Annotated in this window: 21 protein-coding genes; 10 read left to right on the top strand and 11 right to left on the bottom strand. The window is 72.4% G+C overall.

What is annotated here, in order from left to right:
• Positions 1-25: 25 nt before the first annotated feature.
• From ACWEF6_RS33570 to melA, 5 genes are all read left to right on the top strand, one after another.
• Positions 26-841, top strand: coding sequence for an endo alpha-1,4 polygalactosaminidase (locus ACWEF6_RS33570; protein WP_449686620.1), 816 nt, complete (start codon positions 26-28; stop codon positions 839-841).
• A 206-nt stretch (positions 842-1,047) separates the two neighbouring features.
• Positions 1,048-2,313 (top strand): ABC transporter substrate-binding protein, encoded by a 1,266-nt coding sequence (locus tag ACWEF6_RS33565; protein WP_449686619.1) that lies wholly within the window; start codon positions 1,048-1,050, stop codon positions 2,311-2,313.
• 9 nt (positions 2,314-2,322) lie between these two features.
• Positions 2,323-3,237, top strand: coding sequence for a carbohydrate ABC transporter permease (locus ACWEF6_RS33560; protein WP_449686618.1), 915 nt, complete (start codon positions 2,323-2,325; stop codon positions 3,235-3,237).
• Positions 3,234-4,115: a carbohydrate ABC transporter permease gene (locus ACWEF6_RS33555; RefSeq protein WP_449686617.1), complete on the top strand. Its 882-nt coding sequence runs from the start codon at positions 3,234-3,236 to the stop codon at positions 4,113-4,115. Before ACWEF6_RS33560 ends, ACWEF6_RS33555 begins: the two co-directional genes overlap by 4 nt.
• Before the next feature lie 27 nt (positions 4,116-4,142).
• The gene (gene melA, locus ACWEF6_RS33550) at positions 4,143-5,450 is read left to right on the top strand and encodes an alpha-galactosidase (protein ID WP_449686616.1); all 1,308 of its coding nucleotides are present in this window, start codon (positions 4,143-4,145) and stop codon (positions 5,448-5,450) included.
• A gap of 227 nt (positions 5,451-5,677) precedes the next feature.
• On the opposite strand, the gene ACWEF6_RS33545 is transcribed toward melA, so the two are convergent.
• The 6 genes from ACWEF6_RS33545 to ACWEF6_RS33520 all read right to left on the bottom strand — a co-directional run bounded on the left by ACWEF6_RS33545 (position 5,678) and on the right by ACWEF6_RS33520 (position 10,122).
• Positions 5,678-6,877: an RNA polymerase sigma factor gene (locus tag ACWEF6_RS33545; protein WP_449686615.1), complete on the bottom strand. Its 1,200-nt coding sequence runs from the start codon at positions 6,875-6,877 to the stop codon at positions 5,678-5,680.
• Positions 6,874-7,227 (bottom strand): YciI family protein, encoded by a 354-nt coding sequence (locus ACWEF6_RS33540; protein ID WP_449686629.1) that lies wholly within the window; start codon positions 7,225-7,227, stop codon positions 6,874-6,876. The genes ACWEF6_RS33545 and ACWEF6_RS33540 overlap by 4 nt, the downstream gene beginning before the upstream one ends.
• Before the next feature lie 5 nt (positions 7,228-7,232).
• Complete coding sequence (locus tag ACWEF6_RS33535; protein ID WP_449686614.1) at positions 7,233-7,976, bottom strand: dihydrofolate reductase family protein; 744 nt, start codon at positions 7,974-7,976, stop codon at positions 7,233-7,235.
• Positions 7,977-8,071: 95 nt separating this feature from the next.
• Positions 8,072-8,407: a ClpX C4-type zinc finger protein gene (locus tag ACWEF6_RS33530; RefSeq protein ID WP_310973240.1), complete on the bottom strand. Its 336-nt coding sequence runs from the start codon at positions 8,405-8,407 to the stop codon at positions 8,072-8,074.
• A 30-nt stretch (positions 8,408-8,437) separates the two neighbouring features.
• Positions 8,438-8,824: a hypothetical protein gene (locus ACWEF6_RS33525; protein WP_396136954.1), complete on the bottom strand. Its 387-nt coding sequence runs from the start codon at positions 8,822-8,824 to the stop codon at positions 8,438-8,440.
• Positions 8,825-8,880: 56 nt separating this feature from the next.
• On the bottom strand, positions 8,881-10,122 hold the full coding sequence (locus ACWEF6_RS33520; protein ID WP_449686613.1) for a GDSL-type esterase/lipase family protein: 1,242 nt from the start codon (positions 10,120-10,122) through the stop codon (positions 8,881-8,883).
• A 128-nt stretch (positions 10,123-10,250) separates the two neighbouring features.
• Between ACWEF6_RS33520 and ACWEF6_RS33515 the strand changes: the two genes are divergently transcribed.
• Positions 10,251-10,493: a hypothetical protein gene (locus ACWEF6_RS33515; protein ID WP_449686612.1), complete on the top strand. Its 243-nt coding sequence runs from the start codon at positions 10,251-10,253 to the stop codon at positions 10,491-10,493.
• Here ACWEF6_RS33515 and ACWEF6_RS33510 read toward each other — a convergent pair.
• The 3 genes from ACWEF6_RS33510 to ACWEF6_RS33500 all read right to left on the bottom strand — a co-directional run bounded on the left by ACWEF6_RS33510 (position 10,490) and on the right by ACWEF6_RS33500 (position 15,396).
• On the bottom strand, positions 10,490-11,293 hold the full coding sequence (locus ACWEF6_RS33510) for a GH25 family lysozyme (protein ID WP_449686611.1): 804 nt from the start codon (positions 11,291-11,293) through the stop codon (positions 10,490-10,492). The two genes, ACWEF6_RS33515 and ACWEF6_RS33510, sit on opposite strands and share 4 nt — an antisense overlap.
• A gap of 93 nt (positions 11,294-11,386) precedes the next feature.
• The gene (locus ACWEF6_RS33505; RefSeq protein ID WP_449686610.1) at positions 11,387-12,817 is read right to left on the bottom strand and encodes a radical SAM protein; all 1,431 of its coding nucleotides are present in this window, start codon (positions 12,815-12,817) and stop codon (positions 11,387-11,389) included.
• Entirely contained in the window at positions 12,817-15,396 is a 2,580-nt protein-coding gene (locus ACWEF6_RS33500) for a glycosyltransferase (RefSeq protein WP_449686609.1), read from the bottom strand. The genes ACWEF6_RS33505 and ACWEF6_RS33500 overlap by 1 nt, the downstream gene beginning before the upstream one ends.
• A 120-nt stretch (positions 15,397-15,516) precedes the next feature.
• Between ACWEF6_RS33500 and ACWEF6_RS33495 the strand changes: the two genes are divergently transcribed.
• From ACWEF6_RS33495 to ACWEF6_RS33480, 4 genes are all read left to right on the top strand, one after another.
• Positions 15,517-16,611, top strand: coding sequence for a sensor histidine kinase (locus tag ACWEF6_RS33495; protein ID WP_449686608.1), 1,095 nt, complete (start codon positions 15,517-15,519; stop codon positions 16,609-16,611).
• Positions 16,608-17,261, top strand: coding sequence for a response regulator (locus ACWEF6_RS33490; RefSeq protein WP_449686607.1), 654 nt, complete (start codon positions 16,608-16,610; stop codon positions 17,259-17,261). The genes ACWEF6_RS33495 and ACWEF6_RS33490 overlap by 4 nt, the downstream gene beginning before the upstream one ends.
• An 86-nt stretch (positions 17,262-17,347) precedes the next feature.
• The gene (locus ACWEF6_RS33485; protein WP_449686606.1) at positions 17,348-17,737 is read left to right on the top strand and encodes a hypothetical protein; all 390 of its coding nucleotides are present in this window, start codon (positions 17,348-17,350) and stop codon (positions 17,735-17,737) included.
• Between the two features lie 2 nt (positions 17,738-17,739).
• On the top strand, positions 17,740-19,047 hold the full coding sequence (locus ACWEF6_RS33480) for a DJ-1/PfpI family protein (RefSeq protein WP_449686605.1): 1,308 nt from the start codon (positions 17,740-17,742) through the stop codon (positions 19,045-19,047).
• Here ACWEF6_RS33480 and ACWEF6_RS33475 read toward each other — a convergent pair.
• On the bottom strand, positions 19,031-20,338 hold the full coding sequence (locus ACWEF6_RS33475) for a cytochrome P450 (protein WP_449686604.1): 1,308 nt from the start codon (positions 20,336-20,338) through the stop codon (positions 19,031-19,033). The two genes, ACWEF6_RS33480 and ACWEF6_RS33475, sit on opposite strands and share 17 nt — an antisense overlap.
• Before the next feature lie 39 nt (positions 20,339-20,377).
• Positions 20,378-20,713, bottom strand: a complete 336-nt coding sequence (locus ACWEF6_RS33470) for a hypothetical protein (protein WP_410571145.1) — start codon at positions 20,711-20,713, stop codon at positions 20,378-20,380.
• Positions 20,714-20,961 lie beyond the last annotated feature (248 nt).

Raw genomic sequence — 20,961 nt, 5'->3', positions numbered from 1 at the left:
AGCCCCGACGATGACGGAGTTCCGGATGAAGCGTTCCTTCCCCGTCCACGGCAAGCGATTCGCCTCCTTCACGGCCGCGGGCGCGCTGGCCGTCGGCACGCTCACCGCGGTCGCCGCACCGGCGTCGGCCGCGATCACGCTCCCGCCGCAGGCCGCCGGGTTCGACTACCAGATCGGCGGCGCCTACACCCCGCCCTCGGGGGTGCAGATCGTCAGCCGCGACGTCTCCGCGGCCCCGGCGAGCGGGAAGTACAACATCTGCTACCTCAACGCTTTCCAGGCGCAGGAAGGCGCGGACGGCGACTGGCCGAGCGATCTGCTGCTGCGCGACGCGAACGGCAACAAGGTCGTCGATCCGGACTGGAAGGAGACGCTGCTCGACCTGCGCACGGCCGACAAGCGCTCGCGGGTCGCGGCCAAGGTCGGCAGCTGGATCGACACGTGCGCGTCGAAGGGCTACCAGGCGATCGAGCCGGACAACTACGACAGCTACTCGCGGTCGAAGAACCTGCTCACCACCACGCACGCGCAGGAGTACATCAAGCTGCTGTCGGCCCACGCCCACGGCAAGAACCTCGCCATCGCCCAGAAGAACACCCCCGAGCTGGCCGGCAACCGGGTCGCCAACGGCCTCGACTTCGCCGTCACCGAGGAATGCGGCGAGTACGAGGAGTGCGCCGACTACGCGGGCCCGTTCAACAACCGGGTGGTCGACGTCGAGTACACCGCGTCGGGCATGAGCAAGGGCTGCCCGTCGTGGAAGAACAAGATCAGCATGGTCCGGCGGGACCTGTACGTGGTGCCCCAGGGGACGAGCGGGTACGTCCGCAAAACCTGCTGAGGACCCGCCTTGACACGTTCGATCGCGCTCGCTTTACTGCTGTCCACGTCGGGAGCACCGACGTCAGAGGTACGCCCAGCCGGTATGTCGGTTCCACCGCGAGCCCGGACCGAGTCGCCAGGACGCGAGAGTCCGAGGCGGGGTCGTGCCCACCATCATCGGGAGTCGGCGATGATGACTTTCCCCTTCCCCCGCAAGACGAGCTGATGGACCGCCGCGGATTCCTGCGCGGCGCCGGTGGTCTGGCCCTCGGCGCCGCGCTCGCCGGCTGCGGCCCGGCGCGGGCCACCGGGGGCCCGGTCACGGTCGAGGTCTGGCACGGCCAGACCGACACCGGCAAGAAGGTTCTCGACGAGCTCGTCGCGGACTTCCACCGGACCCACCCCGGGATCCGGATCGACCTGGGCGGCGGGGTCCTCGCCGACGCGATGCTGCAGAAGATCACCGCGGCGCTCGCGTCGGGGTCGTTCCCGGACATCGCCTACGTCTTCGGTTCGGACCTCGCCAGCGTGGCGCGCAGCCCCAGCGTCGTCGACGTCACCGACCTCGTCGACGCAGGCCCCGGCTTCTGGGCGCCCGCCCGGGAAGCGGTCACCGTCAACGGCCGCGTCCGCGCGGTCCCGGCGCTGCTCGACTCCCTCGCCGTGGTGTGCAACAAGGAACTGTTCGCGGGCGCCGGGATCCCGCTGCCCGCCGCGGGCTGGACGTGGGCCGAGTTCGTCGCCACGGCGAAGAAGCTCACCGACCCGGGCAACGGCACCTTCGGCACCGCGTGGCCGGCCACCGGCGACGAGGACACCGTGTGGCGGCTGTGGCCGATGGTGTGGGACCTCGGCGGCGACGTCATCGGCGCCGGCGGGCGCGGCATCGGGTTCGCCGGCCAAGGCGTCCGCGCCCTGGAGGTGGTCCGCGACCTCGCCGCGGCGAAGGCCGTCTACCTCGACCCCAAGACCGGCAGCGAGCAGATGTACCAGGCGTTCCAAGCCGGGCACATCGGCATGGTGCCGACCGGGCCGTGGCAGCTGCCCGACATCACCGACGCCGGGGTCGACTACGCGGTCGTGCCGCTGCCGAGCTTCAGCGGCCGCCCGGTCACCATCTCCGGCCCGGACACCTGGACGCTCTTCGACAACGGCGAAGAACGCGTGGCGGCGGCCCGCACCTTCCTGTCCTGGCTGGCAGACCCGGCCCAGGACGTCCGCTGGGACGACGGCGCGGGCAGCCTCCCGCTGAGCCGCCGGACGCAGCAACTGCCCGCGTGGCAGGAGAAAACCGCCGGAACGCCGGGCCTGCCGGTGTTCGTCGACGCGCTGGAGAACGCCCGCGTCCGGCCGGTGCACCCGGCCTACCCGCAGGTGTCGGCGGCGCTCGGCACCGCGATCGTCGCCGTGCTGCTCGGCCGGGCGACACCGGCCGACGCCCTGCGCGACTGCGCCGCGGCCGCGAACGCCGCCCTGATCATTCCGCGATAGGGAGCCGCCATGCCCGGACTGCCGAGGCCCATCACCGTCACACCCATACAACGCCGGCGGCGTCGCGAAACCGCGGCCGCGTGGGCCTACGTCTCCCCCGCCGTGCTCATCATCCTCGGCCTCGGCGTGGTGCCGGTGGCCTGGTCGCTCGTGCTGTCCTTCCAGGCCGACGACCTGGTGACCCCGAGCCGCTGGGTGGGCCTGGACAACTACGCCGCGCTCGCCCAGGACCCGCACTTCGCCCAGGCCGTCGGGAACACCGTGCTGTACACGGTGTTATACGTCCCGCTCAGCATCCTGTTCGGGTTCCTGCTGGCGCAGGCGCTGAACCGGCGCATCCGCCTGGTCGGCGTCTACCGGACGCTCGTGTTCGTGCCCTTCGTGCTGTCGGCGACGGCCCAGGGTGTGCTGTTCTCCTTCATCCTCGACCCGCAGTTCGGCGCGGCCAACTCGCTGCTGCACCACCTCGGCGTGTCGCCGCAGGGCTTCCTGACCGACCCGGCGCAGGCGCTGCTGGTGCTGGTCGGCATCACGCTGTGGAGCGGCACCGGCTTCTGCGTCGTGGTGTACCTCGCGGCGCTCCAGGACGTCCCGCCGTCGCTGGTCGAGGCCGCGCGGCTGGACGGCGCCGGGACGTGGCGGGTGCTGCGGCACGTGACGCTGCCCGCGGTCACCCCGGTGACGGCGTTCCTCGTGCTGTGGCAGCTGATCACGTCGCTGCAGGTGTTCGACCTGGTGTACGTGACGACCAAGGGCGGCCCGCTCGGCTCGACCACGGTCATCGTCTACTTCGTCTGGGAGCAGGCGTTCAAGAACTTCACCGCCGGTTACGGCGCGGCGTCGGCCTACGTGCTCGCGCTGGCCCTGCTGGTCGTCGTGGCCGTCCTGCGCGTGCTGCGCCGACCGGGGAAGGCCCTGCGATGACCACACAACCCGCCCGGCTCGACGCACCCGCGACCCGCGCCGCGCTGCCCGTGCTGCGCCGGCCCCGGCTGCCGTTCAGTCCCTGGCACCTGCTGCTCGTGCCGCTGGCACTGGTGTTCGCGGCGCCCTTGGGATGGCTGCTGCTCAGCTCGGTGATGAGCAACGCCGAGATCAACCGGTTCCCGCCCGCGCTGTGGCCGTCCCATGTGGACTTCTCGGGGTACCGCTACGTCCTCGACAACGCGTTGTTCGTGCGCTGGTTCACGAACTCGCTGATCGTCTCGGCGGTCACTGTGGTGTCGAACCTGCTGTTCGGCACGCTCGGCGGGTACGCGTTCGCGCGGATGCGGTTCACCGGCTCGCGGGCGCTGCTCGCGCTGATGGTCGCGACGATGGCGATCCCGTTCCAGCTCACCATGATCCCGACGTTCCTGGTGATGAAGGAGCTCGGCCTGATCGACACCCTCGGCGCGCTCATCGTGCCGTCGCTGGTGACGCCGTTCGCGGTGTTCCTGCTGCGCCAGTTCTTCCTGTCGCTGCCCCGTGAGCTCGAAGAGGCGGCGTGGATCGACGGCTGTTCGCGGCTGCGCGTGCTGTTCACCATCGTCGTTCCGCTGTCCCGGCCCGCGTTGAGCACGGTGGCCGTGCTGACGTTCTTGAGCACCTGGAACGACCTGACCTGGCCGCTGATCGCGGTCAACCACGACACGACGTACACGCTGCAATTGGGGCTCACCACGTTCCAGGGCCAGCACCACACGAACTGGGCCGCGGTGATGGCGGGCAACGTCATCACCGTGCTGCCGGTGCTGCTGGCCTTCCTCGGCGCGCAGAAGACGTTCATCCAGTCCGTCACCTCCAGCGGGCTCAAGGGCTGACCTCCCTCCCAACCTGATCGGAATCCGATGACCCCCAAGATCACCTTCGTCGGCGCGGGCAGCGTCGTGTTCACCCAGGGCCTGCTCGCCGACCTGTTCACCTACCCCGAGCTGGACGGCGTGCACGTCGCCCTGCACGACATCGACCCGGACCGGCTGGCGACCGCGCTGGCCGCGGCTCAGCGGATCGCCGCCGTGCGGGGGGTCAAACCGGTGCTCACCGCGCACGCCGACCGCCGGGAAGCCCTTGCGGGCGCGGACTTCGTCGTGAACATGGTCCAGATCGGGATGGGCGCGGCGACGCGCACCGACTTCGAGGTGCCGGAGGAGTTCGGCCTGCACCAGACCATCGGCGACACCCTCGGCATCGGCGGGATCTTCCGCGCGCTGCGGACGTTCCCCTTCCTCCGGGCGCTCGGAGAGGACATCGCCGACGTCTGCCCGGAGGCGTGGCTGCTGAACTACACGAACCCGATGGCGATGAACGTCCAGTACCTGAGCGAAGCCACCGGGCTGACCCGGGTCGTCGGGCTGTGCCACTCGGTGTACTGGACGGTGCACGGGCTCGCCAGGCTGATCGGGGTGCCGTTCGAGGAGGTGACCTACGTCGCGGCCGGCGTCAACCACCAGGCGTGGGTGCTGCGCTTCGAGCACGCGGGCGCTTCCCTCTACCCGCGGCTGCGCGAGCTGGCCGAGTCCGACGAGCAGCTGCGGCGGCGCGTCCGGTTCGACATGCTGCGGCGGCTGGGCTACTACCCGACGGAGACGAGCGAGCACTCGGCCGAGTACGTGCCCTGGTACCTCAAGCACGACACCGAAATCGACCGCCTGCGGCTGCCGATCGGCGCCTACCTGGCCATCGTCGCGGAGAACGAGGCCGAGTACGAGCGAACCCGCCGGGCGATCGCGGCCGACGAGCCGCTGCCGGTGGAGGGCACGGGCGAGTACGCCCCGCAGATCGTCCACAGTGTCCTGACCGGAACGCCGAGGACGGTGTACGGCAACGTGGTCAACCGGGGCTTGATCGAGAACCTGCCGTCGCGCGGCGTGGTCGAGGTCCCCTGCCTGGTCGACGGCACGGGCCTCCGCCCGACCCGCATCGGCGAGCTGCCCCCGCAACTGGCCGCGCTGAACCGGACGTACTTGAGTGTGAACGAGCTGGTCGTCCGAGCGGCGATCGAGGACAACCCCCACCACATCCGCCACGCGGCGATGGCCGACCCGGCCACGGCGGCGGCGTTGCCGGTGGAGCGGATCTTCTCACTGTGCGACGCGATGGTCCGCGCCCACGGCGACCGGCTCCAGCCCGCACTGCGGGCGGTGCTCGGGCGGTGAGTCACCCGAGGTGAGCGGCTCAGGAGGTGGCGCCGCTCGGGTTCGCTCGTGGTGGGGTGGGCCGCCTCGCGATAGCCGGTGTGGGCTCGCTCCCGCCGCGGTGGCAAGTCTGGGCCGCGAAACGGCGCCACGTTGGCTTGGCCACCGGCGGGCCCCAGGTCAGGAGATCCGGCAAGCCGCCGGCGGCCCGCACGTCACGAGATCCGGCAAGCCGCGGGCGCGACCCCTCACCCAAGTCGCGCGGCGCGGGTCAGCAGGTGGCGCCGCTCCGGTTCGCTCGTCGTGCGCCGCGCTGCCTCGCGGTAGCCGGCGCGGGCCGCGTCGTGGTCGCCCGCCAGCTCCTGCAAGTGGGCCCTCACCGATACCAGGTGGTGCGATGCCGAGAGGCGGTCGTCGGCCGAAAGCGCCTCGAGGAGGGCCAAGCCCGCCGCCGGGCCGTGGACCTCGGCCAGTGCCACCGCTCGGTTGAGCGTCACCGCCGGGTTGGGCGCCACCCGCTCCAGGAGCGTGTACAACGCCAGAATCTGGGGCCAGTCCGTGGCTTCCGCCGTCGGGGCCTCGTCGTGGAGCGCGGCGATCGCCGCCTGCAGCTGGTATGGGCCGACCGGGCCGCTCGCCAGGGCGCCGGTCACCAACGCCACGCCCTCGGCGATCGCCTTGGCGTCCCACCGCGTGCGGTCCTGCTCGCCGAGCGGGACCAGGGATCCGTCCGGGGCCGTGCGGGCCGGGCGGCGGGCGTCGGTCAGCAACAGCAACGCCAGGAGCCCGGCCACCTCGCCGTCGGCGGGGACCAGCCGGTGCAGCTCGCGGGCCAGCCGGATCGCCTCGGCCGCCAGCTCGGCCCGCACCAGCCGCGTCCCCGACGTCGCCGTGTAGCCCTCGTTGAAGACGAGGTAGACCACGTGCAACACGGCGCCGAGGCGCGCCGCCTGCTCGGCCGGGGGTGGCAGCGCGAAGCCGGCCCCCTTGAGGCGGTGCTTGGCCCGGCTGATGCGCTGGGCCATGGTCGCCTCGGGCACGAGGAACGCCCGCGCGATCTCCGCCGTCGACAGGCCGCCGACCGCCCGCAGCGTCAGCGCGATCTGCGACGACGGCGTCAGTGCCGGGTGGCAGCAGAGGAACAGCAGCGTGAGCGTGTCGTCGCCGGCTTCGACCTCGCCACCGGCGGGCGGAGTGCGGAGGGCGTCCGCTTCCTCCCGCCGGCGGCGAGCGGTGTCGCTGCGCACCTGGTCGGCGAGGCGGCGCGAGGCCACCGTCACCAGCCACGCCCGCGGGTTCTCCGGCCAGCCCTCCACCGGCCACTGGGCCGCGGCCGCCACCAGCGCTTCCTGGACGGCGTCCTCGCAGGCGTCGAACTGCCCGTAGCGGCGCACCAGCGCGCCGAGCACCTCCGGGACCAGCGGCCGGACGGCCTGCCAGCCGGTCACGGCGCGACTTCGGCCTCGTGCATCAGCGGCCGGACCTCGACACCCCAGTAGCGCGCGGACGGGGCCCGCGCCGCGATCTCCAGCGCCCGGTCCATGCTGTCGCAGTCGACGATCATGAAGCTGCCCAGGAACTCCTTCGCCTCGGCGTAGGGGCCGTCGGTCATCACCGGCGTCCCGCCGGTGACCCGGACCATCTTGGTGTTCACCTCGTCGGCGACGCCGTAGGCCCCGACCAGCTCGCCCGACTCGAACAGCTCCCGGTTGAGGGCGTCGGTCTCGCGGATGACCTCGGCGAGGGTCTCCGCGCCCACCGAGTTGAAGGCTTCCTCGTTGCCGTAGATCAGCAGCATGTACTTCACCGTTCGCTCCTCTCCCACTGGCCCGTCTCGGCGGATCCGACCAGGTCACCACTGGCGCCGCGGTCGTCCAGCACCAGCTTCGACCGTCCGGTGACGGTATAGCGGAGGTGGGTCACCCCGGGCGTGTCGACGACGCGGGCCGGGACGAGCTCGATGCCGTCGTCCGCGCCGAGGCCGAGCTCGGGGCCGAACAGGCGCTGGCCGTCCCCCAGCAACACCGGCGCGATGTGCAGCTCGAGCTGGTCGAGCAACCCGGCGGCCAGCACCTGCCGCAGCAGCTCACCGCCGCCGGCCACCGCCACGTCCTTGTCGCCGGCAGCGGCCCGGGCCAGCTCGACGGCCCGCTCGACGCCGTCGGTGACGAAAGTGAAGGACGTGCCGCCCTGGCGTTCGAGCACCGCGCGGGGCCGGTGGGTGACGACGAACACCGGGGCGCGGAACGGCGGTTCGTCGCCCCACGGGACCTCGCCGGCGTCGAACATCCGCCGGCCCATGACGTAGGCCCCGGCCGCGGCGAAGGTCTCGGCGACGATCTCCGAGTCGACCGACTGTTCGCCGCCGGCGAAGCCCTGCCGCTCGCGCCAGGCCATGGCGTCGACGGCCCACCGGGTCACCCGGAAGAACCCGGGCGCTTCAGGGCCCCGCATCCAGCCGCTCATGTCCTGGTCAGGCCGGGTGTCCCGCGGCCCGGTGTAGAAGCCGTCGAGGGACACCGACATCTGGGCGGTCACCTTCGTCATGTTCACGCTCCGTGGTTGGGGGCAGACCTTGTCGGCCGCCGCTGCCCCTCAGTCGGAGCCGGCCGCGCGTTCTCGACACGCGCCGCCGCCGGCTCCTAGGCGAACCGCTCCCACGCCGACTGGCGGGTCATCCCCAGGGCCTCGCCGATCTGGGACCACGTGCCGCCCAGGTCGCGGGCCTTGCCCACCCAGGCCGCCAGGTTCTGCTGGACCTGGGTGCTCGCCGCCGACACCGGGGCCAGGTTGGACAGCACCTGCTCCAGCGGCAGGTCGTGCTCCCACGGCGCGATCATCGGGGCGTCCGCCGGCTTGCCTTCGATCACCGACACGCACAGCCCGACGCAGCCGTCGCAGATGAACACGCCCGGGCCACCGACCAGGACTTCGACCTCCGTGTTCGGCTTGGCACAGAAGGAACAACGCGCGATCACCATCGACGGCCTCCTTTGTCAGGCGCGACCTTACAGCCGTAAGGGAGCGCCTGACAAGAGGAACGCCGCCGTCCACTCGGCCAGCTCCGTCAGCCGGCCGGTCAGTTCTTCGATCTCCGCCCAGCGGCGGTGTTCGCGCTCCAGGTCCGGGACCAGGAAGTCCTCCACCAGCAGCAACAGCGTCGCGATCTCGTAGGCGACGTCGGCGAGCTGCAGGAACGGCCGGTACTCCGCTTCCGTCCCGGCCCCGTGGCGCGCGGCCCAGTCACGGGCGCCGTGGCCCGCCGTCCGGCACACCGCGACCACCGTGCGCCGCAGGTCGCCGCGGCGGGAGCCCGAGCCTCCTTCGGCCAGCGGGGCGACGTTCCAGGCCACCGACAGCAGGCAGCACCCGGCGTCGTCCATCGACTCGTTCATCACCGGACGTACTCTGCTGACCGGCACGCACAGCCGCGCCGCTCCGACTCGCTCGGTCACCCCATCGTGTGGCCAACCGGCCCGGAACGGGTGAGCATCGGCACCGAGACGAAGTCCGCGAGCGCCTGCTGGCCGGCGGCGTTGGCGTGGATGCCGTCGCCGTTGTCGTACGCCGGGAGGATGCTGTTCGGCTTCAGCGGGTCCGCCAGCACGGTGTCGAAGTCCACGACCCCCGAACACGTGCCGCCGCAGGTGTTCCAGCGCTGCACGAACAGCGCGATCTCGTGCCGGGCCAGATTCGCCTGGTCGCCGTACCCCGGCCGCGGCGTGCTGGGCGTGACGTACACCGCGATCCCGGCGGCCCGCAGCCGCGCGAACACCGCGCGGTAGCTGTCGAGGATCGTCGCCGCGTCGCAGCCGTACGCCAGGTCGTTGGTGCCGTAGTAGTAGATGACCGCCCGGACGCCGTGCAGCGCCAGGACGTCCCGGTCCAGCCGGCTCGCCGCGTCCAGGCCGGCGACCGACGGCGGCATGCCCGGGCACGACCGGGCGCTCGTCGTGCCGGAGACGCCGGCGTTGGCGACGCCGAGCGGCGCGCCCGCGGCGACGATCCGCCGCGCCAGGTCGTCGGTCCACCGGCGGTTGGTGCCGGCTTCGGTGCAGCCCGGGCCGCAGTTGGTGCTGCCGATGCCGTCGACGACCGAACTGCCGAACGGGACGACGACGCCCTGCAGCGCCGCGTTGTGCACGTCAACGGCGCTGACCACGTACGTCGACCCGACCGTGGCCGTGAACGCGCCGGCCGGGACGTCACCGGCGTGGTCACCCGAGCCCGGCGGCGTCAGGTAGTTGTCGCGCAAGGCCGCGCCGTGGCGGCCGGGCACGGCCGTGCCCTCGACCGACATGCTCACCGCGAGGTCGGAATCCGGGCGCGTCACGAGCCTCGTTTCGTCGCTCCACACCTCGCCACCGGCGGGAATCGTGACCGCGGGACGGCCGGCGAAGGTCAGGTCGCGCGCGAAGGTGACGGCGGCGCCGCCCGCGCTCGGCCCGGCCGTGGCGTGCCCGATGGTCAGCGGCCCGGCGCCGAAGGTGTTCTGGAGCCGGACGCGCACGGCGTCGCCGCCCTGGCTGAGGTGGGTGATCATCCGCAGCGTCTGCCCGGTGACGGCCGCGTCGGCCCGGCCGTCCTGCGACTGCGCCCACGACGTGAACCACGCCCGACTCGCCCCGGTGGCCCCCGGGGCGAACGCGAAGACGGCCGCGCAAACCACGGCGAGAAGGGCGAATCTGCGCACGGCGCCTCCCGAGTCCACAAAGGACGAACGTCGACGAGCTGCCCGCCGATGGTAAGCAGCCGGTCACGGAGGCGACAAGGTTTTGTCCGATCTTGTCAGCGGCGGCGGTGTCCGGTTCGATGGCGGACATGACCGAACCCCGCATCTTCGGCGACCCGTACGAAACCCCGGACGGGACCACGGTGATCCCGGTCCACCGGCCGGTCGGCGTGTTCGCGGTCCGCGACGGCCAGGCCCAGTGGGAGCCGGCGGTGGACGCCACGCGCGTCGCCCTGCTGGGCATCGGTGTCGGGCTGGTCGCGGCCACCCTCGCCGGGATCGCCATGGTGCGCCGGCCGCCGTGGCCGGACCTGCGCGGGTGGTGGCGCTAACCCTTCGCCAGCGCCTGGACCCGGCCGATCGGGCCGTTGTAGTAGTTCTGGTCCCCCGGCAGGCCGCCGCCCCGGGCGAACTGCCAGATGCTCTGCTTCGCCCACCCCGCCGGCAGCTCGCCGACCTCGGGGCCGTAGCGGGCCAGCCACAGCGGGTCGGTGTTGCCGAAGCGGTTCGTGTTGCCGGTGCAGCGCTTCCACCACGCCGTGCTCGTGTAGATCAGCGCGCTGCGCTTGACCTTCGCCAGGTAGGTGCGGGTGAAGTCGGTGATCCACGCCGTCAGGTCGGCCGGGTTCTTGCCGTAGCAGACGTCGCCGTACGGGTTGTACTCGATGTCCAGCGCGCCCGGCAGCGTCGTGCCGTCCGGGCGCCAGCCGCCGCCGTGGGCGATGAAGTACGCCGCCTGCTCGGCGCCGCCGGAGACGTCCGGGCGGGCGAAGTGGTACGCGCCGCGGATGATGCCCGCCGCGTGCGCGCCGTCGTACTGCTGCCCGAACTGCGGGTTGACGAACCCGGTGCCCTCGGTCGCCTTGACGTAGGTGAACTTCGCCCCGGCACCCGCCGCGGCGGCCCAGTCGACCGGGCCCTGGTGCCCGCTGACGTCGTGCCCCAGCGTCTGCCCGACCGTCTCCGCGCGAGGTGTCCCGTGAACGCCCTCGTGCCGCGCGATCTGGGTGCCCGCGTAGTTCGTGTCCGCCGAGGAGTAGTCGGCTCGCGCCGGCGTCGCGACCACCACGGCCGCGAGCACCGCCAGCGCGGCCGCACCCGACAGCCGCTGTCCCGCCACGGTTCGGTTCATCCGGGCTCCGATCACGTCGGGAACAGGTCCGGAGCCCATGCTGCCTGCCGCGCGCGCTTCCCGCGAGGCGTCTGTCACCCGATGCAGTGATCTTCAGAGTTCGGTGGTGATGATCGCCTCGACGAGCACCTCCCCGGCCGGGGTCAGCTCGACGACGTCCGGGCCCAACCGGACCAGGCCCCGCGAAGCCAGCGACCGGAACTTGCCCAGCCACGGCTCCGCGAACAACGAGCGTCCCGGAAAGCGTTGGCGGTGCAGGGAATCCCGCACCGGCTGCAACGTCGTCAGCGCCATCTTGACGGCCCGGGCCTCCTGCGCCTCGGGCGTGAACCGGGTCGCCGAGCCCAGCGGGATCCGGCCGGACAGCACGGTCTCGGTGTAGCGGCGGGAGTTCACGTCGGTGATCGCCTCCGACGCGCGGCAGCTCGAACTGCCGCCGAGGCCGATCGCGACCTCGGGTTCCTGCTTGTCCTGGTCGACCATGATGGACTTCCACTTCTCCGGCCCGAGGCCGTCGCGCGCGAAGTACATCGTCGGGTGCTCGGTGTACCCGGCCGCGCGCAGGCCCTCGGTGAGCAGCTCCCGCATCTGGTACTGCTCGCCGAGCGGGGGCCAGCGGTGGCCGTCGCGCACCAGCTTGTCCCGGTAGGACGGCAGCTGCCACGCCGCCGGTTTCTCGCCGGTGACGCCGGTGCGCGTGTCGCTGTAGGACGCCAGGTGCAGCTTCGTGCAGACCACCGCGGTGACCTCGTTCTCCAGCACGATGCCGAGGTCGCGGCGGACGCTGTCGAGGGTCTGGTCGAGCAGGCCGTACATCAGGTCGATGCTGACCCACTCGAAGCCCAGCGACCGGGCGTTGCGGACGAAGTCGACGCACATCTCCGCGGAGTGCTCCCGGCCGCACAGCTCGAGCACGTGGTCGTCGAACGACTGGACACCGCTGGACAGCTTGGTGCAGCCCAGTTCACGCAGCAATTCCAGCTTGGCCGGGGTGAACGTGCTCGGGTCGCCCTCGAACCGGATCGTCGTCTCCGGCGTGAACCCGAAGTTCGACCGGTAGAACTCCAGCAGGCGCCGGATCTCGGGTTCCGGCAGCAGCGACGGCGTGCCCCCGAAGACGTTGAACTCGCCCACCTCGGCGTCACGCAGGTGGGGCACGGCCTCGAGCCACAGCTTCGCCTCGGCGATGTTGAGGTCGACCCAGTCCGCCGCCTTCTCCATCTTCCCCTTGACGAGCACGACCGGGTACTGGCAGAACCGGCAGCGGTAGGCGCACGTCGGGATGTAGGACCACAGGTGGATCGGCCCGGACGAAGCGAGCTGCGCGTCGAGGTCGGCCAGGAACTCCGCCGGCGTGCCGGGCACGTTGCCCGGGAACACGTGCGCCCCGAACGGGTCCTCCTGCACGAAGTCCAGGAGGTGCCGGTTCTCCGGCGCTTCGAGGACGTCGAGCACGGCGGGCCGCGGCCACGCGGGGTCGAGCGCATGCAGCGAGCCGACGGCTTCCTCATAGCCCAGGGTCATCAGAACACCCCTCCGTTGCCGAAGTAGTTGTGGGCCTCGCCGGACTCCCGGTCTTCGCAGTAGTAGCGGACGAACTCGGCGAACCGCGCGGGCGGGATCTCCGCCAGGCACGGCGGCAGCGGCGGCGGGTACCCGATGTCCTCGCCGACGTGCCGCCGCAGGCACGCGAACAGCTCGTCGGCGAACTCGAAGTACAGCCGGTAGGACGGCGTCTTGTAGGCGTGGATCGGCGTGAAGTCGACGACGCGCATCTCGTGCCGGATCTCGCTGATCCGCCGCGCCAGCCGCGCGGCGAGATCGGGCCCGAAGAACGCGATGACGGCGTCGTCCTCCAGCAGCGCCGGGGTCAGCAGCACCGGCAGGATGGTGTTCTTCGGCGTGAAGTCCTTGATCGAGAACGCCCACGCCTGCTCGGCCTCGGCTTCGGTGAGGTCGGTGGGCTCCGAGGGCGCCGACGGCCGGATGTCGCGCATGACGATGATGCCGTCGGAGCCGTAGGCGCGGCCGGCGATGACCTCGTCGATGGCGTGGTCGACGCGCCGAGGGTTGATCTCGACGCGCGAGCGCGGCGCGTAGGTGATCGGGTCGCCGCCGTTGGCGACCTTGATCCCGAAGTCCCAGTCGTCGGAGAGGTGGTTGACGAACTTGCCGTCCTGCAGCTGGTAGAAGATCTCGATGCCGCCGGCGCGCTCGTAGGCGTCGCGCTCGACGGCGAAGCCCTTGCCGTCGGGGAAGCCGCCGAAGAGCGCGAAGGTGACCGCGCGGCAGCGCAGCGTCCGCTGGATCGCGTCCCACAGCCGTGGCCGGCCGGTGAAGTGCTCGGCGTTGTAGTAGTAGTCGCAGACGCCGATCGCGGCCTTGGTCGTCTCCATCGCGTCGAGCAGTTCGCTCAGCCAGTGCGCGTCGACACGGCAGTCGGCGTCGGCGGAGACGAGGTGGAACCGCTCCCCCGGGTCGCTGTCGGGCCGGTTGCGGCTGCGGGCCGCGGCGAAGTCCATCCCGGCCCGCCGCGCGCACGAAACGCCCTGCTCCGGCTCGTGGATGACGTGCAGGGCCAGGTCGGGGTGCGCGGCCGCGAAGGCGTGCGCGATCGCCACGGTGTCGTCGGTGGAGTTGTTGTCGACCAGCACGACCTCGTACCGGCTCTTGTCCAGGGGCGCGTCGCCGTCGCGCTGGTCGTGCAGGGTCCGCAGCACCTCCGGGAGGTTCGCGGCTTCGTTGTACACCGGCAGCACGACGCTGAGCCGGGTCGCCGCGCCCATCGGCGGCGGGTACAGCCGGTCGACCAGCTCGTCGACGACCCGCGCCCCGAATCGCGCCTGCCCGAGTTCCGAGTTCACCCGCACCACTTCCGCCCGTTTCCCTTCGTCGGTGATCAGCTCGGCGACTTCGCGCGCGAACGCCGCGTCCGGCAGGTCGCGGCTCCGGATGTCCAGCACCGGGGCCCGGAAGCCGGCGTAGACGACGTCGTAGAGCTCGTAGCCGCTGGTGATGTACGGCGTCCCGGAGGCGATCGCCTCGCTCACCGGGTTGCCGTAGCTCTCGTAGTCGTAGGAGGTCAGGAACGACACGACCGTCGCGTGCGCGAGGAGGTCGCGCACGGAGTACCGGCCGGGGACCGCGGTGTCGTACGGCGTCAGCCAGCCACCGAACACGACCCGGTCGCCCACGCCCAGGCGCGTCGCGAGGTCGACGAGCCGGGCGTGCTCGGTCGGCGTCTCGCGGGTGTCGCCGGCGACGAACAGCCACGCGCCCGGCAGCAGCGCGAGCAAGTGGAGGTCCCGGTCGATGCGCTTCTGCGGGATGATCCGGGTGATCCGGGCCAGCAGCGGGACGCCGTCGGGAATGCCGTGGTCGCGCCGGAAAGCCGCGTTGCGCTCGTCGATCCGCGCGGGCGCGATGGCGAACGAATTCGGCAGGACGTCGATGTTGGCCAGGCCCGGCACCCACTCCAGGGTCCGCGCCAGCGCCTCTTCGTGCAGGGCGAAGTAGTGGATGTGCGGGGAGTTCCGCGGCGCGGGCACGCCGGGGTACGGGAACGTGCCGTACTTGGCGATCCCCGGCTCGCTCTGCCACATCAGGTCGTGGTCGCGCCAGAACACGAACCGGCCGAGCCGGTGCCGCGCGCCGTAGCGGCCGATCGCGGCGTACAGCGCTTCGGTGTAGGCGAGGTTTTCCGGCAGGGTCCCGTTTTCCACCAGCACCACGGTCACGCCGAGCCGTTCCCAGGTGGCCACCATCCGGTCCGCCAGTTCCCCGGCGATCCGGTCGATCTCGGGCCGCAGCGCGGTGTCGCCACCCTGCACGACTTCGCGCAGGACCCGCTCGACGAACGCGCGGTCGTAGCCGCGGATCCGCTCGACCCCTTCGACGCGGTCGAGCGTGACCCACTCCGGCAGCAGCTGGGCCTCGTCGCGGTAGGGCCGGAAGAACGCGCCCTTGTCGGCCTTGATGTCGTACCCGAGGTCGAGGTGGACGCGGTGACCCCGACCGGCGAAGCGGTGCGCCGTCTTGAGGAACTCGACCACGACCCCGGACAGCGGAGTGGCGTCGAACGAGACGCCCCAGAGCACTGACATCGATGTCAAACCCCCGAATCGGCTTGGCCGTCGGGTCCAGCGTAAGCGCCGGGGTGTCGAACGGCCGTGTGAACGCGTTCGTGGTTGACCGCGGGCCGCCGCAGCCTCCACAGTGACCGCATGAACCGGGCCCTCGGGGTGCTGACCTGCGGCGCCCTCCTCTCGATCGTGCTCGGGGTCCTCGGCTCCGGGGAACCCTGGCTCGCTCTGGTGCTGGGCGTGGTCTTCGCCGCGCTCGCGACGGCGGCCTTCGGCTGGGTGCGCGACGGAAAGGGGCTCGCGTGGGGCGCGGCCTACGTCGCCGTGCAGCTGCCGCTGGCCTTCGTGCTCTTCACGATCGACGCCGGCGTCGGGACGACGCTGTTCCTCGTCGTGCTGGTCAGCCAGTGCGTGCTGCTGCGCCTGCCGCGGCCGGCGATCGCGCTCGTCATCGCCGTGGTCCCGCTCGTGCACCTGGGGATGTCACTGGGCGAAGGCCTGCGGGAAGGGATCGGCACGCTCATCTCGGTGCTGTTCGCGGCGATCATCACCGAGCTGTTGCTGCGGGAGCAGCGGTCGCGCGCCGAACTCGCCGAAGCGCACGCAAAACTCCGCGACTACGCGGCCCAGGCGGAACGGCTCGCGACCGCGCAGGAGCGCAACCGGGTCGCGCGCGACATCCACGACGGCCTCGGGCATTCGCTCACCGTCGTCCAGATGCAGGTGAAGGCCGCGCGGGCGGTGCTGCCGACCGATCCCGGCAAGGCCGACGACGTCCTCGCGAAGGCGCAGGAGCAGGCGGAGACCGCGCTGGCCGAGGTGCGCCGCTCGGTGCGGGCGCTGCGGGAGCCGCGGCCGGTCCCGGCGCTGCCGGAGGCGCTGAAGGCGCTCGCGGAGGAGACGTCGGCGACCGGGGTCGCGGCCCGGCTCACGGTGACCGGCACCGAACGCCCCCTGCCGGACGAGCAGCGCGAAGCCCTCTTCCGGGCCGCGCAGGAAGGCCTGACGAACGTGCGCAAGCACGCCGGCGCCGCCACGGCGGACGTGGTGCTCGACTACGCCGAGGCGGCGGTCCGGGTCGAGGTCCGCGACGACGGCCGCGGCAGCGACGGCGGCGCGTCGACCGGCTTCGGCCTGGTCGGGCTCCGGGAGCGGGCCGCCCACCTCGGCGGCGAGCTCGCCTTCACCTCGACACCCGGCGGCGGCAGCGCCCTGACCATGGAGATCCCCGGATGACGCCGGTCCGCGTCCTGCTCGTCGACGACCAGGCCCTGTTCCGCGAAGCCCTGGCCACCCTGCTCGCCACGCACGAGGGCATCGCCGTCGTCGGCGAAGCCGGCAACGGCGACGAGGCCCTACGCTCCGCGGCCGCGCTGACCCCGGACGTCGTCCTGATGGACCTGCGCATGCCGGTCCTCGACGGCGTGGCCGCGACCCGGCGGCTGCGGGTGGAGCAGCCCGGCACCCGGGTCATCGCGCTGACCACCTTCGACGACGACGAAGACGTCTTCGCAGCGTTGCGCGCGGGTGCCGTCGGGTACCTGCTGAAGGACGTCTCGTCGGCAAGCCTGGTCGAGGCGGTGCTGGCCGCGGCGCGCGGGGAGTCCGTGCTGCAGCCGTCGGTGGCCGCAAAGGTGGTCGCGCGGTTCGCGCAGCTGCCGGACGCGCCGGAGCCCCGGCCGCAGCCGCTGGTGGTGCCGCTGTCCTCGCGCGAACTCGACGTCCTGCGGCTGCTCGCCGACGGCCGCAGCAACCGCGAGATCGCCACGACGCTGTTCCTCGCCGAGGGCACGGTGAAGAACCACGTCACCAACGTGCTGGGCAAGCTCGGTGCCCGCGACCGCACCCAGGCCGCCCTGCGCGCGAGGGACCTCGGCCTGCTCTAGACCGTGACCCCCGGTCATGACTTCCGGCACCTGGCAGCACGGCCGACGGCCGCGATCCTCTTTCCAGGAACGACCTGGAGGGACTCATGACCACCACCGAAACCCCGCGGACCACCGCCCGCAAGCTCGCCCGCTTCACCGGCCACTACGTCGAGATGGTCGTCGCCATGCTCGTCGGCATGGTGGCGCTGACCCCGCTGTGGCCGTCCGCCTGGCTCGACCGCCCGGACGTCGACGCGCTCGTCATGGCCACGGACATGACCGTCGCGATGGTCCTCGCCATGGCGCTGCGCCGGCACTCGTGGCCGCGGATCGCCGAGATGGCCGCGGTGATGTACCTGCCGTTCGTGGCACTGCTCGTGCCGTACTGGCTGGGCGCGATCTCCGGTATGACCCTGATGGTCGCCGGGCACGTGATCATGTTCCCGCTGATGCTGGCCGCCATGGTGTGGCGCCGCGCCGAGTACTGGCACTGATCATGCTGAAGCGCATCGCCTTCCTCCTCGCCGCGGTGATCGCCGTGCTGGTGGTCCCCGCCGCGGGGGCGACCGTCGCCGCCCTCGGCGCGTTCGACGCGCTCTACGCCGCCGGCCCGGCGCGGCCCGTCCCCGCCGCGGCACCGGTCCCCCACGACCCGGCCAAGCCGACCGCGGTGGTCGTCGTCGGCGACCGTGGTGCCGTCGTCTCCGACGCACTGGCCCCCTACGAGATCCTGGCCGCGACCGGCCGGTTCAACGTCTACACGGTCGCTCCCCACCGCGAGCCGAAGCCGCTGACCGGCGGCCTGGACCTGGTGCCCGACTTCGACTTCGCCGGCCTCGCCACGCGGCTCGGGTCGCGGGCACCGGACCTCGTCGTCGTGCCGGCGTTCCCGGACGTCGGCGAGCCCAGCGCCGCACCGGTCACGACGTGGCTGCGGGAGCAGGCCGCGCGCGGCTCGAAGCTGCTGAGCGTCTGCAACGGCGGTGCGGTGCTCGCCTCCGCCGGGTTGCTCGACGGGCGGCCGGCCACCGCGCACTGGCTCAAGGTCGACGCCTGGGCCGCCGAATACCCGGCGGTGCGGTGGGTCCGCGGGGAACGGTTCGTCGACGACGGGACCGTCGTCACCACGGCCGGGATCCTCTCCGGCATCGACGGCACGCTGCACTGGGTCGAGCGGCTGGCCGGGCGCCCGGTGGCGGCCGGCGCCGCGGCGGCGATCGGCTGGCGCCGCTACGGCACCGCGGTCCCGGTGCACGCCCCGGAGGGAACACCGGACGCGGCCGCGATCGTCAACGCCGGGTTCCGCTGGGCCCCCGACGAAACCGGCGTGCTGCTCGCGAACGGCGTCGGCGAGGTCGAACTCGCGTCGGTGTTCGACACCGAAGGCCAGTCGCTGTCCTCGCGCACGCTCGCCGTGAGCATCGACGGCGGCCCGATCCGCTCCCGGCACGGGCTGGTGTTCCTGCCCCGGGCGGCCCTCGGCGCGGCGAACCTCGACCGGCTGCTCGTGCCGGGCGCGACCCGCGGGATCACCGCACCCGGCGGGCCGGTGCCCGAGTACGTCCACGACCGGCCGGGCTTCCCGTACGACACCGCGGTGAGCGCGCTGTCCCGCCGCACCGACGTGGCGACGGCACGGTGGACGGCGAAGGTCCTGGAGCTGCCCACCGACGGCGTCGTGTTCGAAGGTGACGCTTGGCCGTGGCTGCCGACGGCGCTGCCGATCGCGCTGATCCTGGCGGGCGTCGCGGCGGTGGTCGTGGTCGTCCGGGTGCGGCGGAGGCGGCTCAGCCGAGCTGCTTGAGCTTCAGGTGGAAGTTGTCGAGGGTGGCCGGGAGCGGGCGGTCCGGGGACAGCACCGTCCCCGACGCCTGCTCGTACCGGTGGTCGCGCAGCAGGTTCGCCAGCATCGTGCTCGCGCAGAACCGGACCAGGTCACGGCCCGGGCAGACGGCCGGGCCCGCGCTGAACGGGACCAGCGCCGGGTTCTCCGCCGCGCGGCCGTCGAGCCAGAGGTCCGGGTCGAACCGGTCGGCGTACGGGAGGTCCGGGTCCCGGTGGAAGAACGGCGTGAAGATCAGCACCGTCGTCCCCGCCGGGCCCCAGGTCGTCTCTTCGGTGGTCTCGCGCAGGAGCATCGGGGTGGTCGGCCACAGCCGGACCGCGTCCAGCACGCACGCGCGCAGGTAGCTCAGCTGGTTCGGCTCGGCCAGGTCGACGCCGTCGAGGTCGGTGCGGGCACGCTCCTGGGCCGCCGGGTGGCTCGCCAGCAGCGCCAGCGTCCGGTAGGTCGCCATGCCGGCCGCGTCGAAGGCGAACAGCCAGTGCGCCACCTGGTCGGGCGCGGTGTCTTCGCCGGTCTCGGCGATCACGGCGGCGAGGCTGCCGGGCTCGGCGCGGCCGAGGTGGGCGACGAGCCGCGCGCGGAACTGTGCGTACAGCTGCTTGCGTTTCGGGTGCAGGTACGCCCAGTTCGCGTCGAGCCGCAGCCGTTCGAGCTGGTCGGTGAGCGTCGTGTCGTCGCGCGCTCCCGAGCCGAGGACGATCCGGCGCACCAGCCGCCACCAGGCGACGTCGAAGGTGTCCCAGTCGAGTGTTCCCGACGTCCGCAGGCCGGCCGCCTCTTCGGCGACGGCGCGGGCGAACGGGGCCGCGAGCTCGTGCAGTGGACGACCGGGTTCCAGCACGGCTTCGGTGAACCGGCGGCGGGCCGGCCGGTCGGCCGGATCGGAGATCAGCACGCCGTGCGGCTGGAAGTGCCCCAGCGCGGCGCGTTTCTCCACTGTGGACGGACTGAACGGCGTCGGGGCGCCGGCCAGCAGCCGCTTCACGTCCGCGCCGGACAGCGCCAGCCCGACCGACCGGCCGGGCACGCGCAGTTTCAGCGGGTGCCCGTAGTGGCGGTCGTGCAGCCGGCGCAGCAGCCGCACGGCCGGGCGGTCGAACTGCAGTTTCCCGGCCACCGCCAGCGCCGCGGGACGACGTTTGATCACCCCGCCGGCCAGCGTGGGCAGGGCCACTCCGAGCGCGACACGCAGGGTTTCGGCCACCGAAGCGGTCTCCGGGTGCGTGCGGTGTTCCCGAGTGGACGTCATGGCGCCCGGCTACCCGCGGGCAGCGGCCCGGAAACGCCGCTACCCGCGCAGGGCGACGTTCAGCACGTCGCCGGCGTGGTCCAGGCAGTCCACGCAGATCACCGCATCCCGCGCGGCGCAGTCGACCCGCAGCAGCGGCCGCCGGAGCCCGAGGAAGGTCCGGCGTTCGCGGCGCCCGCAGAAATCGCACACCGCGGCCAGCGGCGACGTCACCGCGGCCAGCACGTCACCGGAGCCGCTTTCCCGATCGGCACCGTCACGCACCACCCGCAGGCCGGCACGGACGCAGTCGACACAGATCGGCCCGTTCCGGCCCGGTACCCGGGGATCCCGCCGCCGGCCGCAGAACCGGCAGGGCCCGCCCGCCCCGTTCATCGCCGTCACCGCGGCCTCCTCTATTCCGCCGCCCACCCGCGCGCAGGCCGCCCTGGCCCGCGCAGGTCCGACACCGCCGTCCGCGCGCCACCCACACCGCTCACACAAACCAGCCCGCTCCGGCCGGCCACCCGCGGATCACGCCGCCGGCCGCAGAACCGGCCCGCCCCGTACGTCACCGCGGCCTCCTCGGTTTCGCCGCCCGCGCGCCGGGAATCCGGGTCGCGGCGCGCCTCTTCCTGCCACGC

This window comes from Amycolatopsis sp. NPDC004772 (assembly GCF_053601215.1).
This window is presented reverse-complemented; position numbering and strand designations above follow the sequence as displayed.

What these genes read in the sequence shown, in the direction of transcription:
- ACWEF6_RS33570 (WP_449686620.1), top strand. Translation starts at nt 26, where the DNA reads ATGAAGCGTTCCTTCCCCGTCCACGGCAAGCGATTCGCCTCCTTCACG.
- ACWEF6_RS33565 (WP_449686619.1), top strand. Translation starts at nt 1,048, where the DNA reads ATGGACCGCCGCGGATTCCTGCGCGGCGCCGGTGGTCTGGCCCTCGGC.
- ACWEF6_RS33560 (WP_449686618.1), top strand. Translation starts at nt 2,323, where the DNA reads ATGCCCGGACTGCCGAGGCCCATCACCGTCACACCCATACAACGCCGG.
- ACWEF6_RS33555 (WP_449686617.1), top strand. Translation starts at nt 3,234, where the DNA reads ATGACCACACAACCCGCCCGGCTCGACGCACCCGCGACCCGCGCCGCG.
- melA (WP_449686616.1), top strand. Translation starts at nt 4,143, where the DNA reads ATGACCCCCAAGATCACCTTCGTCGGCGCGGGCAGCGTCGTGTTCACC.
- ACWEF6_RS33540 (WP_449686629.1), bottom strand. Translation starts at nt 7,227, where the DNA reads ATGCTGCTGATCTACGGCAACGAGGAAGCCTTCAACTCGGTGGGCGCG.
- ACWEF6_RS33535 (WP_449686614.1), bottom strand. Translation starts at nt 7,976, where the DNA reads ATGACGAAGGTGACCGCCCAGATGTCGGTGTCCCTCGACGGCTTCTAC.
- ACWEF6_RS33525 (WP_396136954.1), bottom strand. Translation starts at nt 8,824, where the DNA reads ATGAACGAGTCGATGGACGACGCCGGGTGCTGCCTGCTGTCGGTGGCC.
- ACWEF6_RS33515 (WP_449686612.1), top strand. Translation starts at nt 10,251, where the DNA reads ATGACCGAACCCCGCATCTTCGGCGACCCGTACGAAACCCCGGACGGG.
- ACWEF6_RS33510 (WP_449686611.1), bottom strand. Translation starts at nt 11,293, where the DNA reads ATGAACCGAACCGTGGCGGGACAGCGGCTGTCGGGTGCGGCCGCGCTG.
- ACWEF6_RS33505 (WP_449686610.1), bottom strand. Translation starts at nt 12,817, where the DNA reads ATGACCCTGGGCTATGAGGAAGCCGTCGGCTCGCTGCATGCGCTCGAC.
- ACWEF6_RS33500 (WP_449686609.1), bottom strand. Translation starts at nt 15,396, where the DNA reads ATGTCAGTGCTCTGGGGCGTCTCGTTCGACGCCACTCCGCTGTCCGGG.
- ACWEF6_RS33495 (WP_449686608.1), top strand. Translation starts at nt 15,517, where the DNA reads ATGAACCGGGCCCTCGGGGTGCTGACCTGCGGCGCCCTCCTCTCGATC.
- ACWEF6_RS33490 (WP_449686607.1), top strand. Translation starts at nt 16,608, where the DNA reads ATGACGCCGGTCCGCGTCCTGCTCGTCGACGACCAGGCCCTGTTCCGC.
- ACWEF6_RS33485 (WP_449686606.1), top strand. Translation starts at nt 17,348, where the DNA reads ATGACCACCACCGAAACCCCGCGGACCACCGCCCGCAAGCTCGCCCGC.
- ACWEF6_RS33480 (WP_449686605.1), top strand. Translation starts at nt 17,740, where the DNA reads ATGCTGAAGCGCATCGCCTTCCTCCTCGCCGCGGTGATCGCCGTGCTG.
- ACWEF6_RS33475 (WP_449686604.1), bottom strand. Translation starts at nt 20,338, where the DNA reads ATGACGTCCACTCGGGAACACCGCACGCACCCGGAGACCGCTTCGGTG.
- ACWEF6_RS33470 (WP_410571145.1), bottom strand. Translation starts at nt 20,713, where the DNA reads ATGAACGGGGCGGGCGGGCCCTGCCGGTTCTGCGGCCGGCGGCGGGAT.